Raw genomic sequence first — 13,732 nt, 5'->3', positions numbered from 1 at the left:
TATAACGACTTTTCAAGGCCGCCGTTACGGCTTGCTGACGGCCTGAACAGGGCCTCGGGCATGCTGTAAGACTGCGGTTGAGCGTCGCGGCAAAAGAGCTAGCTGGGGCCGTTTTCCGTCAGTACAAGGCGCCGTGAACTGTGCGAAGGCGCGCAGCTCCCGGCATGAGGCGCCTGCAAGGCACGAGTCCGAACGCCGCGTGGCCGGTCCGGTTTTCCAACGGGCCGCGCCGCATGCGCCGCCGCCTTCATGTGGAAAGCCGTCCGGTCGTGGCGCCCGCAGCGCGCCGCCAGCTCATTCAAAGAACGCTTCCGATGTCCAATCCGTCCGCCACATCTTCACGCATGAGCGCGCCTGAACTGCGCGCGACCGTGTCGCTTGCCGCCATCTTCGCGCTGCGCATGCTCGGTCTCTTCATGATCATGCCGGTGTTCTCCATCTACGCGAAGACGATTCCCGGCGGCGAGAACGTGCTGCTCGTCGGCATCGCGCTGGGCGCCTACGGCGTCACGCAGTCCATGCTCTACATTTTTTACGGCTGGATTTCCGACAAGGTGGGCCGCAAACCGGTCATTGCGACCGGGCTTCTCATCTTCGCGCTTGGCAGCTTCGTCGCGGCGGGCGCGCACGACATGACGTGGATCATCGTCGGCCGGGTGATTCAGGGCATGGGCGCGGTGTCGTCCGCGGTGATCGCGTTCATTGCGGACCTGACTGCAGAGGAGCACCGCACGAAGGCCATGGCCATGGTGGGCGGCAGCATCGGCATCTCGTTCGCGGTGGCGATTGTCGGCGCGCCGATCGTGTTTCACTGGCTCGGCATGAGCGGGCTCTTCGCGCTGGTCGGCGTGTTCTCGATTCTGGCCGTGGGCGTCGTGCTGTGGGTCGTGCCCGATGCGCCGAAGCCCGTGCACGTGCGCGCGCCGTTCGCCGAAGTGCTGCACAACGTCGAGCTGCTGCGCCTGAATTTCGGCGTGCTCGTGTTGCATGCCACGCAAACGGCGTTGTTCCTCGTGGTGCCGCGCATTCTCGAGGCGGGCGGCCTGCCCGTCGCGTCGCACTGGAAAGTGTATTTGCCCGTCATGGGCCTGTCTTTCGTGATGATGGTCCCCGCCATCATCGCCGCCGAAAAGCGCGGACATATGAAAACCGTGCTGCTTTCCGCTATCGCGCTTATCCTGTTCGGACAGTTGTTATTGGGCGTCGCTCCGCATACGATTCTGAGTGTGGCGGCCATCCTTTTTGTGTACTTTCTCGGCTTCAATGTTCTGGAGGCGTCGCAGCCTTCGCTGGTGTCGAAACTGGCGCCGGGCAACCGCAAGGGCGCGGCGGCCGGCGTCTACAACACCACGCAGTCCATCGGTCTGGCGTTAGGCGGCATGATCGGCGGCTGGCTGCTGAAAGTGGACGGACAGAGCGCGGTGTTTTTTACCTGCTCAGGGCTCGTCTTTTGCTGGCTTATAATCGCCGCCAGGATGAAACAGCCGCCGCGCAAGGCGTAACAGCCCGGTTTTCGCGGCGGGATCAGCACACTCGGGTCTAGCCCGGCATCACCCAGAACTCACCCGGCGGCGGGCAGAGGCGCACTTCCGATCCCGGGCCCGCAGGCCGCGAGACGGGAAACCGCGAATTGCCGTGCCGTCCGCAATGGAATCAACAGGAGAAACTCATGGCATCCGTGAACAAGGTTATTCTCGTCGGCAATCTCGGAGCCGATCCGGAAGTCCGTTATCTTCCGAGCGGCGACGCAGTGGCGAACATCCGCCTTGCCACGACGGATCGGTACAAGGACAAAGCGTCGGGTGAAATGAAAGAGGCCACCGAATGGCACCGTGTGTCGTTCTTCGGCCGTCTCGCGGAAATCGTGTCCGAATATCTGAAAAAAGGCTCGTCGGTCTATCTGGAAGGGCGCATTCGCACCCGTAAGTGGCAGGCGCAGGACGGCACCGACCGTTACTCCACGGAAATCGTCGCCGAACAGATGCAGATGCTGGGCGGTCGCGGCGGCTCGATGGGCGGCGGCGGCGACGAAGGCGGCTACAGCCGCGGCGAGCCGTCGGAACGCAGCGGCGGCGGTGGCGGCCGCGCGATGTCGGGCGGCGGTTCGCGCGGCGGCAGCAGCGGTGGTGGCGGTGGCGGTTCCAGCCGTCCGAGCGCGCCGGCCGGTGCCGGGTTTGATGAGATGGATGACGATATTCCGTTCTAAAAACTACTCCCGCTGCCAAATCAGCAAGCAAACCCCGCTCATGCAGCGGGGTTTTTTCATATCCACGCGCCACTACCGCATCAAATGCTCTAGCGCGTCCCGCATCGGCGAGCTGGAAATCATGATCGGCCCGGTCAGCGGCGTATCCAGATCCACGATCACATAGATTGCCGACGCAATCGACACCGCGCCCAGCGTAATCGTCACCAGCGCCAGCGCATTGCGCGGTGCGATCAACCCGAAGCTCAGAAAAATCACGCACAGCCAGAACGTCAGCGTCTTGAAGAAGGGCTGCGAAATCGAACTGTGCGCCTCCTCGATGATCTTCCACCGCGCGTCCACCACCCGGCGAAATTGCGTCAGAGCGTCGTCGAGCGCGCGCTGTTGCAGCGGATCGTGCGCGCGCAGCTGCCGCAATTGCCGGCCCACGGCACTCAGCAATTCGCCGAGCCGCACGTTTTCCAGCTTCGGCGAGTTGTCGGGCGAGCCGAGATTTCGCGGATAGTCGCCGACCGGAGCCGCTTCGCGCGGCCACGTCGACGCAATCGCCGCCGCCGTGTAGACGCGCAACAGCTTGCGCGCCGCGTCCGTGTCGCTGCCGTAATCTCGCAGCGTCATGTCGAGCTCGATGATGTCGGCGGCATACGTGCGCAAATCGTTCGCCGCCGTGTCGAAGCTCGATTTCGCCGACGCGGTCATCAAACCGAGCACCAGTGCGGCGAACGTCACCAGCATGCCGATCACCAGTTGCACGAGCTGCACCGTTTCGTGCGCCTTGTGTTCCTCGGGCAGCAGCGGCCGCACCCACACGCCGAAGCCGGTCGCCACGAGCAGCAGAACGAAAACCAGCAGAGCCGAGCCTATTTCCGACATAGCAATGCTCCCAGTGCGCTGGCGCCGTTTGGCGTCGTCATCCCTTGACGTCACGCAAACGCTTGCGCCGTCACCATAAAGTTTTCAGGCATTCAGCCGTAGTCCCTATGTGTGGCATTCGCTTAAATTCTGACAAAAGTTGCGGACCATGCCAAAACGGGCTTGGGCGCAGCATGCGTGGCCGGGCCACCTTCACTGAGTATTCGGTCAGGCAGCCCAATCTGGAGACTAGCCCGATGCTGAAAAATCTGTCGATTCGCAGTTGCCTTACCTTGATGATCGCGTTCTTTGCCGCCGCGCTGCTGCTGGGCGCCGCGGCCGGGCTACTGTCGCTGCGCTCGAGCAACGCGTCGCTGCAGCAGATGTACACCGTGGATACGCCCGCCGTCGCCGACCTGGAAGGCAGCGCCGGCCAGTTGCTGCGGCTGCGCCTCGCGCTGGCCACGTACGCGTCGCTCATGGATCTCAACGATCAGGACGGCGCAAACGCCGTGCTCAAACGTTTCGACCAGTACCAGAAAGCGTCGGACGAACGACTTGCCCATTATTTGAGCCGCGCCAGCGCCGACGAGAACGAGCAGCGCCTGATCAAGGATATGCAGACGAAGCGCGACACGTTCCTGCGCGAGGGCGTGCAACCGGCATTCGACGCGCTGAAAGCGGGCGACCGTCCCACGTTCCAGCAATTGCAGGCGCACAAGCTACCGTCGCTCTACAGCGCATACGAAAAAGCGATGCTCGCGCTCGAGCAGTTGCAACTCGATCACGGCGCCCAGCGTTATCAGAGCGCACAGGATCTGTTTTACGCGATTTGCGTGACGGTGGCGATCGGCATTGTGATCTCGCTGCTGGGTTCGTTGATCGGCCGCGCCGTGCTGGTGCGCGCTATCGTGAGTCCCGTCGATGCCACCGTCGCGCAGTTTCAACGGATCGCCAATGGCGATCTGACCGGCCGGATCGTGGTGACGAGCAATAACGAAATGGGACGCCTCGCCGCCGCGCTGCGCAAAATGCAGGAGTCGCTGATCGCGACGGTGAACTCGGTGCGCCAAGGCACGGAAGCCATCGACAGTGGCGTCAGCGAAATCGCAGCAGGCAACACGGATTTGTCGCAACGTACTGAGGAACAAGCGGCGTCGCTCGAGGAAACGGCCGCGAGCATCGAGGAACTCACGTCGACGGTCAAGCAGACCGCGGAGAACGCGAAGCAGGCGAGCTCGCTCGCGCAGGGGGCGTCGACGCTGGCCGCGCAGGGCGGCGAGCTCACGGAGAAGGTGGTCGGGACCATGCACGAGATCGTCGACGACTCGAAGCGTATTGCCGATATTGTCGGCGTGATCGAAGGGATCGCTTTTCAGACCAACATTCTCGCGCTGAACGCCGCGGTCGAGGCCGCGCGCGCCGGCGAGCAGGGGCGGGGTTTTGCGGTCGTCGCGAGCGAGGTGCGTTCGTTGGCACAGCGAAGCGCTTCGGCGGCGAAGGAGATCAAAACGCTGATCGAGGCGTCGACCGCGCGGGTGGAAAGCGGCTCGCATCTCGTCGAACGCTCGGGCTCCACGATGAGCGACATCGTGCAGGCTATCTCGCGCGTCAGCTCGATCATGGGCGAGATTGCGGCGGCGGCCACCGAGCAGAGCACCGGCATCGATCAGGTGAATCTCGCCGTCGCGCAAATGGATGAGGTCACGCAGCAGAATGCCGCGCTTGTCGAGCAGGCCGCGGCGGCGGCGAGTTCGCTGGAGGAGCAGGCGGGGAGGTTGACTTCCGCGGTGGCTGTGTTTCGGACCGAGGGCGGGGTGACGGCTTTGCACGGCGTCGCGGGTGCGCGGGAAGAGCAAGGTGTCGGGGCAGCGGCGCTTTCTTCTTAAAACCCTTGGCCTTTCCTTGTTCTCACGGTGGTCTATTGGTGTTGCCCTGTGCGGGGCGGCACCTACTTTCTTTGCATGCCGCAAAGAAAGTAGGCAAAGAAAGCGGCTTTACACCGCTAGCTCATAAGCGGGTCCCCTGGCTTGCAGGGGGCAGTGGTGCATCTGGAATCTGTGTTCTCGCACATTCCGCGTGAGTGACAAGGCAGTCATTCTTCCGGCGGCGCTTCGCGCGCCGCGGCGGTCGCGCTCTATTCGCTGCTGCTTTTTCTTCTTCTACTGCTGGGCTGCGTAGTACTTTGCCAGGCTGTCAATTTCCGCCGATGTCATGTGGCGCGCCACATTGCGCATCTGCTCGTTGATGTCGTTACGACGTGCGCCCGAAGCAAAAGCCCGCATTTGCGCCGCAAGATAAACCGACGACTGGCCGCCGAGCCAGGGCGCCGAGCCCTTGCGGTCGAGCTGGCCGTGGCAGGCCGCGCACGGTGCGATGTTGCGCTGCGGATCGCCCTGCATCGCGAGGCGCACCGCGTTGGCATCGGGCGTGCTGCCGGTCGGCGCGACTTCCGCCGCCGGACCCCGAGGCAGCGACGCATAGTAAGCGGCGAGATCGTGCAGGTCCTGATCGCTGCGAGCCGCGACGATCGGCTGCATGATCGCGTTCTGCCTCACGCCCTGCTGAAAATCGCGCAATTCCTTGTACACGACGTCCGCGTATTGGCCGGCCAATGCCGGCGCCGTGATTTGCACGGTGCCGAGCACGCCGTGGCACATCGAACAATTTTGCGTGGCGATCGTCGCCCCGCGTCCAATCGAAATGGCGTCGGCTTTCACGTGCCGCAGCGGCGGCAAGACCACCACGTTGCTCGGCGCCGGGCCGGCGACATTCGTGCCGCTATACCAGCTCGACGGCGCGCCCGCCGCGCTGCAGATGGTTGCCCATAAGTCGCGGCCCGCAAACGCGCTATTCGCGGACGGCAGCCAGATGAAGCCGATCAGTATCGAGATGATGGCAATCGCGAGCGTGCCCCCGACGCTTACCGTGAACCACGGGTTGCGCAAGCTGAAGACGCGTTCCTGGTTCATCGCTGTGCTCCAACGACAACCGCCGGCACCGAAGTCTGCGGCAGTTTCAGCAATTGAACGATCGGCACGCTGTAGTTGACGACGGTCAGACCGATCATCAACGCCACCCACAAGCCGAAGGTATTGAGCGCGGCCGGCACGCGTTCGACGGGATGCACCGCAGTCGAGAAACGGAAGCCTTGTTGCTGAACCGCCGGACCGAATTGCGACTTCGCGAGAATGTAGATGAAGAGCACGCCCGACACCACGAGAATCAGGCCGCCCACCGCCGACATGCCGACCCAGAACGCCTGCGACTCGAGGCCCGGCATGTGGTAATCGTAATAAGCCATGCGGCGCGGCGCGCCGAGCAGGCCGACGTAGTGCCACGGCAGCGTCACCACGAGCATGCCGATGAACCACAGCCACAACTGCGTGCGCACGAGCTTCAGCGAGACGATTGCGCGGCCGGTCAATTGCGGCCACAGTTCATAGGCAATCGCGAAGTACATGATGACGATCGCGCCGCCGAAGATCAGATGGAAGTGCCCCGTGACCCATTGCGTGTTGTGCACCGTGGTATTCAACTGGTAGCTCATATTGATGAGACCGCCGGCGCCGCCGAGGCCGAGCATCACGAATGAGAACGCGACGACGAGCATCATCGGATTTTGCCAGGGCAACGCCGTGAGCCAGCCGAACGCGCCCTTGCCGCCGCGCAGCCGGCCGGCGATTTCCACCGACGCGCAGATCGTGAACACGGTCAGCAGCGTGGGCACGGAAACCATGCCGGTAAAGACCGCGTGCAGGAACTTGAAGCCCGAGCCGACCTGCGGATCCGCGAACAGATGGTGAATGCCGATCGGCATCGCGAACACGAGAAATAGAATGAACGACACGCGCGCCATCGAATCGCTGTAGAGCCGCCCGCCGATCGCCCGCGGCACCAGCGTGTAGTAGGCGATGTAGGCGGGAATCAGCCAGAAGTAGACGATTGCGTGCAGCGTCCACGAAAACAGTACGCGTGACAGGCCGGCGTCGATCGTATTCTTGAGGCCGAAGGCGACCGGCAGAATCTGCAACAGGATTTCGAGCGCGGCGCCGATGGCAGTCCACGCCCACAAGTACGCACCGGCCACGTTCGCGAACATGGCGAGCGGCACCGGCTTGCCGGGGTTCGCGCGGCGCCAGATGCGCAGGTTCACGTGCATCAGCGCGACCCAGATCCACGAACCGACCACGACCAGCACCACGCCCAGGTAATAGAACGGACTGCCGATCATCGGCGGATAGAACGTGTAAAGCACCGAGGCCTTGCCGAGCGCGACGGGCACCATCGCCATCGCCGCGCCGACCGCCAGCATGATGAACGCGGCCCACGCCCATTTGAGGCCGGCGAGGCGCTGCGCGAGCGCGAGTTCGACAATGGCGTAGCCGAAGCCCATCGAGACGAGGGTCGGCAGCACGTAGGCCATGACCGAGCCGTGCGCGGTGACCGAGCGGTAGTACAGCTCGGGGTCGCCGATCCACGGGGCGAGCGGGCTGCGCACCAGCATCTGCCAGGCGCCGAGAAAGAGCGCAATGATGAACGCGATGAAGGCGAGCCAGAAATGCGCGAGAACGAGTCGCTTAGCGTGAAACACAGCTGAGCCTCCGTGATTGTCGGGCCTGTTCGAAGAAAGCCGCTTTGTCGATCACCTTGACATGCGCCCACATGGCCTGATGGCCGAAGCCGCAGAACTCGTGACAGGGCATAGTGTGATTGGCGGGCGTGTCGAAGCGCGTATTCAGCGTCGCGACGTAGCCGGGCACGACCATCGTGTTGATGTTGGTGTCGGTGACGAGCAGGCCGTGCACGACGTCGGCGCTCGTCGCGCGAATCGTGATCGGCGTGTCCGCGGGCACGAGCAGGCACTGCGGCGTGAACGAGTACTGCTGCGCGATGAAACGCACCACGACCGAGCCGTCCGGCTCGACCGCGCTGCCGAGATTGTCTTCGACGAATTCGCCGGAGAGTTGCAGACGCGACGGGTCGATGGTCTCGACGCGTGACGGCGGCATCATCGCCCAATGCAGTCCGGAGAAGACGATCACGGCGAGCATCAGCACGATCAGCGCGCTCGCGAAAATTGCCCAGCGGCGTTCCGCACGCACGGCGACTGCGTGGCCGCTGCCGGGTTGATGCTGGGAGTCGGGGGAATGGGTGGACATGATCAGTGCACGACGCCGCGCGGCAGGAACACAAGGAAGTAGAAGGCGAACCAGATCGCCATGACGATCAGCGTGGCCACGCCCGCCACGGCAACGGCGCCGTGCGGACCGGCGGCTACCACGCGGTCGACTTCTTCATCCGTGGACGGGCGCGCAGCGCGCGTATCGTTCGCTTCCATTCAAGGCTTCTCCAGTTTCCGATGCAGCGGCGGGTGCGCGGCCGCCGCGTCGTTAATGCAGCGGCGCGTTGCGCAGTTCGTTGACCTCGTGCGCGGTCACGGGCTTGCCGTGATTGCCCCACGCAGTGCGGATATACGTCACGACGGCGGCGGCTTCCGTGTCGTTCAATTCGTGCGCAAAAGGAGGCATGCCGTAAGGCTCCGGATTGCGTTTCGTGCCAGGCGGGAAGCCGCCATTCAGCACGATGCGGATCGGGTTGACCGAGGAATCCATTTCGATCGACTGGTTGCCCGCGAGCGGCGGATAGTGCTGCAACTGACCTTCGCCTTTCGCGCCGTGACACAGCGCGCATTTGTCCGCGTAGATCTTTTCGCCGAGCGCGAACAGGTTCGTGTCGGTCGCCGCAGTCGGGCCGGACTTGCGGCCGGAATTGTCGGGCAGCGTCTTCAGATAGACGGCCATGGCCTTGACGTCTTGGTCGGTCATGTATTGCAGGCTGTGGTACGTGACTTCGGCCATCGGGCCGTACACCGCGCCGCGGTCCGAAATGCCCGCCTGCAGCAGATCGACGATGTCCTTGATGCTCCAGTCGCCGAGCCCGCCGTCCTTGTCGGAGGTGAGCGACGGTGCATACCAGTTCTGCACCGGAATCAGACCGCCCGCGAACTGCTCGCTTTGCGACGAGCCGCCGAGCATGTTGATCTTGGTGTGGCACATGGTGCAGTGCCCGAGCCCTTCGACGAGATACGCGCCGCGATTCCATTCCACCGAACGCGTCGGATCGGGCTTGAATTCGCCTTCGCGGAAATACAGCGTGCGCCAGCCGTACAGCAATTTGCGCTGGTTGTACGGAAAGCGCAGCGTGTGCTTGCGGTTCGCCTCGCGCACCGGCTCGACGGATTTCAGATAGGCGAAGATCGCGTCCGAATCCTCGCGCGTCACCTTGGTGTATTGCGCGATCGGCATGGCCGGGTAGAGCAGCGCGCCTTCGGGCGTGATGCCTGTGCGCATCATGCGGAAGAACGCCTCCTCGCTCCATGTGCCGATGCCGTATTGCGCGTCCGGCGTGATGTTCGGCGAGTAGAGCGTGCCGAACGGCGTTTCCATCGGAAGGCCGCCCGCGAACAGCTTGCCGCGCGGCGCGGTGTGGCAGGCCACGCAGTCGCCTGCGCGCGCGAGGTATTCGCCGCGTTTGACGATGTCCGGGCGAGTGTCCGCCCAACTGGCGGCTTTGGCCGCCGCGCTTTCCGCGGCGCGCGCCTGCGCGACGAAGGTTGGCAACGGCGCGGACACGCGGGCGAGCGTCGCGCTACCGGCCACGAGCGCTGCAACGACGATCAGCGAGAAGCGGCGGCGCGTCATCAGGCGAGAACAACGAAGTAGCGATTTCATTGCGGTTGGCTCCCGCAGGCGAGAGGCAACCGTTGCGCCGATGCCGGCTCGGGCCGCGGATCGGCTGGGCGCGGTTGGCGCGCAAGCCACGTGGAGACGGCGGTGATGTCCTTGTCGGTGAGCTTGACGGCAATGGAGCGCATGCAGTCGGGCGCGAGCGCATGGCGCGTGCCGGAGCGCCAGGTGCCCATTTGCCCGGCGATATAGCTCGCATGCAGACCGAGGAGGCCAGGAATGCCCGGCTGCTGACCGGTCATGCGCGCACCATGACACGCGATGCACGCGGGAATCTTGCGCGCCGGATCGCCTTGCGTGACGAGCCGCTGACCGGCGGCGAGCACCGCGGGCGTGACGTCGGATTGATCGGCGTTCGGATAGGGCGGCTGAAGATCGGCGAAATACTGACTGATTTTGCGCAGATAGTCGTCGGGCAGAAAAGCAACCAGATAACCCATGGGCGGATAGGTGCGGCCGCCGTCACGAAATGCGGTTAGCTGATTGAACAGATACTCGGCGGGTTTGCCGGCGATGCGCGGGAAATAATCGTTGTTGAGGCCTTGACCTTGCACGCCATGGCACGAGGTGCAGGCACGCACGCGTTCGTCCATGGCCGAAGGCATTGCGCCGGCCGCAGCGCCGGCCGCGAGCGCGGTGCCGCTCCACACTACGTGGAGCACGAATAAAACGGCAAATCCCAATGCTCTACGATGCACGTCGGGCCTCGCTGGGAACGTTCTTTTATCGATTCTGCTTCACCTGCATTCGCGGCTGGGTTTCGATCCAGCCTCGATATGCCACGCACAGCGGGTCTGCCACTTCGCTACTCGGACAACTTCAGACAGATTCAGACAGCCTAAGACAGCAAACGGAAGCTTATTCTGGATGGCGAAAGCTGATTCGCCATGGCGATGCAATGGCTTGATCGAAATCAATCAGACGCGTGAGGCGCGGAAATACGGCGACTGATTCACTGCCTGCTTGACGCCTGGTTGGCCAATGCCCATAACCGGTCGAAGGGACTTATTGATTTGTCTTTGACCATCATAGGTGTCGATCAAAGCGCTTTCAACACCTCGATTCGGCTTGCATATAAACGGCCGTGGTCAAGCCATAGCGGGATTACGCGTACTCAACTGAAGAGCCGCATTAACGCCGTGCGCGCATTGCTGACGCGTTCGCTTTCGCCGATCCGCCCCGGCAACAGATGAAACTCGACGGCCGGCAACGCAGGCAAGCCGATGCCGGGCGGGCAGGCCATCACGCCCGCTCCGATCGACGATTCGTTCAGGCACGAGATGCCGAGCCCCGCCTTCAGCGCGAGTTGCAATCCGGCCACGCCGGAGGCCGAGTGGGAGACCACATAGGGCACCTTGTTTTCGTCGAGCAGCTTGACGACGAAGCGCTGCAACTGGCAGCTCGACGGCAACAGCACCAGTTGATACGGCGCGCTGGGTCGGGCATCGGCGGCACTGACCCACAGCAGCTTCTCGCGCCGCACGACGGTGCTCTGTGCACTGCCGCGCCGGCCCGGCCCGCGCGCGCTGCCCGTGACGAGCCGCAAGGAGAGGCCGATGTCGAACGACGCGTCGTCGCCGGCATGGCTGTCGATCACGGCGCTCGGCAGCACGGTCACATGCAGCTTCAGCCGCGGATGTTGCTCGGAGAACGTCTTCAGGATGCGGGCGATGTCATGCGGCCGGTAATAGTCGGTGATGGCAATGCGCAGCTCGCCGTCGAGCGAGCGGCCTTGCAGGTCCTCGAACGCCGCTTCGCTCATCGCGAGGATGCGCCGCGCGTGCTCGAGCAGGCGGCTGCCCGCGGGCGTCGCGCTCACGCCTTGTTTGCTGCGCACGAAAAGCGGCTGGCCGGCGCGCTCCTCGAGCTTCTTCAACTGCTCGCTGACTGACGATTGCGACAGGAACACGCGCTCCGCGCCGGCCGAAACGCTGCCCGATTCGGCGACGGCAACGAAGGTCCGCAACTGGGTGAGGTCGAATCCGCGCTGGCTCATGTTTCGCTAAACCCGATAGATGACATCTAAATTTCCGGCTTTTCCGATGGAAACCGTCGCCGTAGCATACCTCCGAAATCATCGCGGAGGAATCATGGCAAACGGATTGACGGCAAGCGGACTCATCACCGGCCACCGCACGGCGAGCCACAGATGGAAGGTGTTGGGCGTCGGCTTCGCAGCGAACGCGAGCTTTTCGGCGGCCTTCTCAGGCATTCCCACGACGGCGGTCTATTTGCGCTCGGGTTATCACCTCGGCAACGACGGCCTCGGTCTCGTGCTCGGCATGCTCGGGTTGGGCATTGCGGTGAGCGAACTGCCCTGGGGGCTGTTGACCGACCGCTGGGGCGATCGTCGCGTGCTGTTGCTGGGGCTTCTTTCGACTGCCGCGGCGCTCGCCGGCCTCACGTTGTTTGCCGCGCCGTCCGGCGCACAGGCGCCGCATATCGCGACGCTCGCGCTCGGCCTGCTGCTCGTCGGCCTGCTCGGCGGCAGTGTCAACGGGTCGAGCGGCCGCGCGGTGATGGCATGGTTCCGCGAAGGCGAGCGCGGACTGGCAATGAGCATTCGTCAAACGGCGGTGCCCGCGGGCGGCGGGGTCGGCGCGTTACTGCTGCCGCTGCTCGCCGCGCGGTTTGGTTTCGTGAGCGTCTACGCGGTGCTCGCGCTGGCGTGCGCGATAACGGCGGCGTTTGCATGGCAATGGCTGCATGAACCGGCACATGCCGAAGCCGGCGATGCACGCGCGGCGCATGCCGATGCGGTTCCGGTCGCACACGGCGCACAGCCGGTTGCCCGCTCGCCGCTGGGCGAAATCGGCATCTGGCGCGTGGCGCTCGGGGCCGGCGCGCTTTGCGTGCCGCAACTTGCTGTCGTGACCTTCGGAACCGTATTCCTGCATGACTTTGGCCACGCCGGCGTGCTGACGATCAGCGTGGCCATGGCCGCCGTACAGGTCGGCGCCGCCATCGCGCGTGTGTGGAGCGGCCGATGGACGGACCGGCGCGGCAACCGGCGCGCCTACATGCGCGGCTGCAGTCTGCTGACGGCTGTGCTGTTCGCCGCGCTCGCGCTTGCCACGGGCGTCGCCGGCATGCAGCACGCCGCGATGCCGATGGTCGGGCTGATCCTCGCGTCGATGATCGTGCTCGGCGGCGTCAGCGCGTCCGCATGGCACGGCGTCGCCTTCACCGAACTCGCGACGCTCGCCGGCACTCAGCGCGCCGGCACGGCGCTGGCAATCGGCAACACGTGCGTGTTCCTCATGCTGTTTTTTACGCCGCTCGCGATTCCGCCCCTGCTCTCGCTCGGATCATGGCCGATGGTGTGGACGGTGGCCAGCATCAGCGCGCTGATTGCATTGCCGGTTTTCCCGCGTGTGCAACGCATCGGCGCCGCCAGCGGCGCGCAAAACTGCAATGCCGCTCGATGATCGCCGGCACTATGAATTGCCGAGCTCAGCGACTTTGATCGAAGGTCGCGCAAGACGGCGTTAATGGCAGGCGAATTCCGCGACCGTTCTTCTCGAATTATTCATTTTGAGTATTCAGGTCTTTTGTCGTCGGCACGGCACGATTGACGGATCGATTCACCGGAGAATCACGCCCGCTGCGATTTTCACTGTGCGCGTGGCGTGATTTTATCGGCGTCGATCCGTAGCGCTTCGTTGCACCCATTCCTACAGTAAGCCGGTCCTCCTTGCGTTGGTGACCCGCTCGCGAGACTTCTCCCGGGACCGCGCGCGAGGTCCGCTGCTGGTGGCGCTTGCATTGCCTCTGTCAGTAATGCGGGCGGTGATTGTCAGAATATTCGTCGGAGGTCGCCTCATCGCGGAAATTGCCGCTGCTCCCGGATGCCATCGCCGCACTGTTATTCGGCAAAGGCATGCGGCCATAACAAAACTTGGCTTTACTAACGATCCTGGTTATT

General features: G+C 63.8%; 12 protein-coding genes. 4 read left to right on the top strand and 8 right to left on the bottom strand.

Annotation, left to right across the window (positions count from 1 at the left end; translation table 11 throughout):
* Positions 1-314: 314 nt before the first annotated feature.
* Together ACEN8U_RS12020 and ACEN8U_RS12015 are read left to right on the top strand one after the other, a co-directional pair.
* Positions 315-1,502: an MFS transporter gene (locus ACEN8U_RS12020; protein WP_028361637.1), complete on the top strand. Its 1,188-nt coding sequence runs from the start codon at positions 315-317 to the stop codon at positions 1,500-1,502.
* 167 nt (positions 1,503-1,669) lie between these two features.
* Positions 1,670-2,206, top strand: a complete 537-nt coding sequence (locus ACEN8U_RS12015) for a single-stranded DNA-binding protein (RefSeq protein WP_310105010.1) — start codon at positions 1,670-1,672, stop codon at positions 2,204-2,206.
* Between the two features lie 72 nt (positions 2,207-2,278).
* Here ACEN8U_RS12015 and ACEN8U_RS12010 read toward each other — a convergent pair whose 3' ends face one another.
* Positions 2,279-3,079, bottom strand: a complete 801-nt coding sequence (locus tag ACEN8U_RS12010; protein WP_310105013.1) for a hypothetical protein — start codon at positions 3,077-3,079, stop codon at positions 2,279-2,281.
* 236 nt (positions 3,080-3,315) lie between these two features.
* On the opposite strand from ACEN8U_RS12010, the gene ACEN8U_RS12005 reads away from it, so the two are divergent.
* Positions 3,316-4,947 carry a methyl-accepting chemotaxis protein gene (locus ACEN8U_RS12005; protein ID WP_310105017.1) on the top strand — a complete coding sequence of 544 codons (1,632 nt, stop codon included), beginning with the start codon at positions 3,316-3,318 and terminating at the stop codon, positions 4,945-4,947.
* Positions 4,948-5,220: 273 nt separating this feature from the next.
* Here ACEN8U_RS12005 and ACEN8U_RS12000 read toward each other — a convergent pair whose 3' ends face one another.
* From ACEN8U_RS12000 to ACEN8U_RS11970, 7 genes are all read right to left on the bottom strand, one after another.
* On the bottom strand, positions 5,221-6,030 hold the full coding sequence (locus ACEN8U_RS12000; protein WP_310105020.1) for a c-type cytochrome: 810 nt from the start codon (positions 6,028-6,030) through the stop codon (positions 5,221-5,223).
* Positions 6,027-7,652, bottom strand: coding sequence for a b(o/a)3-type cytochrome-c oxidase subunit 1 (locus ACEN8U_RS11995; RefSeq protein WP_015001569.1), 1,626 nt, complete (start codon positions 7,650-7,652; stop codon positions 6,027-6,029). The genes ACEN8U_RS12000 and ACEN8U_RS11995 overlap by 4 nt, the downstream gene beginning before the upstream one ends.
* Entirely contained in the window at positions 7,639-8,220 is a 582-nt protein-coding gene (locus tag ACEN8U_RS11990; protein ID WP_310105023.1) for a cytochrome C oxidase subunit II, read from the bottom strand. The genes ACEN8U_RS11995 and ACEN8U_RS11990 overlap by 14 nt, the downstream gene beginning before the upstream one ends.
* Positions 8,221-8,222: 2 nt before the next feature.
* Positions 8,223-8,399, bottom strand: coding sequence for a hypothetical protein (locus ACEN8U_RS11985; RefSeq protein WP_013587070.1), 177 nt, complete (start codon positions 8,397-8,399; stop codon positions 8,223-8,225).
* Between the two features lie 52 nt (positions 8,400-8,451).
* Entirely contained in the window at positions 8,452-9,792 is a 1,341-nt protein-coding gene (locus ACEN8U_RS11980; RefSeq protein ID WP_310105025.1) for a cytochrome c, read from the bottom strand.
* Entirely contained in the window at positions 9,789-10,505 is a 717-nt protein-coding gene (locus ACEN8U_RS11975; RefSeq protein ID WP_310105028.1) for a c-type cytochrome, read from the bottom strand. The genes ACEN8U_RS11980 and ACEN8U_RS11975 overlap by 4 nt, the downstream gene beginning before the upstream one ends.
* Positions 10,506-10,921: 416 nt before the next feature.
* Entirely contained in the window at positions 10,922-11,803 is an 882-nt protein-coding gene (locus ACEN8U_RS11970; protein WP_310105031.1) for a LysR family transcriptional regulator, read from the bottom strand.
* Between the two features lie 94 nt (positions 11,804-11,897).
* Here ACEN8U_RS11970 and ACEN8U_RS11965 point away from each other — a divergent pair, with 94 nt between their 5' ends.
* Complete coding sequence (locus ACEN8U_RS11965; RefSeq protein ID WP_310105034.1) at positions 11,898-13,235, top strand: MFS transporter; 1,338 nt, start codon at positions 11,898-11,900, stop codon at positions 13,233-13,235.
* Positions 13,236-13,732: the final 497 nt, after the last annotated feature.

The sequence above is a fragment of the Paraburkholderia phenoliruptrix genome (assembly GCF_047325075.1).
GTDB classification, from domain to species: Bacteria; Pseudomonadota; Gammaproteobacteria; order Burkholderiales; family Burkholderiaceae; genus Paraburkholderia; species Paraburkholderia phenoliruptrix.
This window is presented reverse-complemented; position numbering and strand designations above follow the sequence as displayed.

What these genes read in the sequence shown, in the direction of transcription:
- ACEN8U_RS12020 (WP_028361637.1), top strand. Translation starts at nt 315, where the DNA reads ATGTCCAATCCGTCCGCCACATCTTCACGCATGAGCGCGCCTGAACTG.
- ACEN8U_RS12015 (WP_310105010.1), top strand. Translation starts at nt 1,670, where the DNA reads ATGGCATCCGTGAACAAGGTTATTCTCGTCGGCAATCTCGGAGCCGAT.
- ACEN8U_RS12010 (WP_310105013.1), bottom strand. Translation starts at nt 3,079, where the DNA reads ATGTCGGAAATAGGCTCGGCTCTGCTGGTTTTCGTTCTGCTGCTCGTG.
- ACEN8U_RS12005 (WP_310105017.1), top strand. Translation starts at nt 3,316, where the DNA reads ATGCTGAAAAATCTGTCGATTCGCAGTTGCCTTACCTTGATGATCGCG.
- ACEN8U_RS12000 (WP_310105020.1), bottom strand. Translation starts at nt 6,030, where the DNA reads ATGAACCAGGAACGCGTCTTCAGCTTGCGCAACCCGTGGTTCACGGTA.
- ACEN8U_RS11990 (WP_310105023.1), bottom strand. Translation starts at nt 8,220, where the DNA reads ATGTCCACCCATTCCCCCGACTCCCAGCATCAACCCGGCAGCGGCCAC.
- ACEN8U_RS11985 (WP_013587070.1), bottom strand. Translation starts at nt 8,399, where the DNA reads ATGGAAGCGAACGATACGCGCGCTGCGCGCCCGTCCACGGATGAAGAA.
- ACEN8U_RS11980 (WP_310105025.1), bottom strand. Translation starts at nt 9,792, where the DNA reads ATGAAATCGCTACTTCGTTGTTCTCGCCTGATGACGCGCCGCCGCTTC.
- ACEN8U_RS11970 (WP_310105031.1), bottom strand. Translation starts at nt 11,803, where the DNA reads ATGAGCCAGCGCGGATTCGACCTCACCCAGTTGCGGACCTTCGTTGCC.
- ACEN8U_RS11965 (WP_310105034.1), top strand. Translation starts at nt 11,898, where the DNA reads ATGGCAAACGGATTGACGGCAAGCGGACTCATCACCGGCCACCGCACG.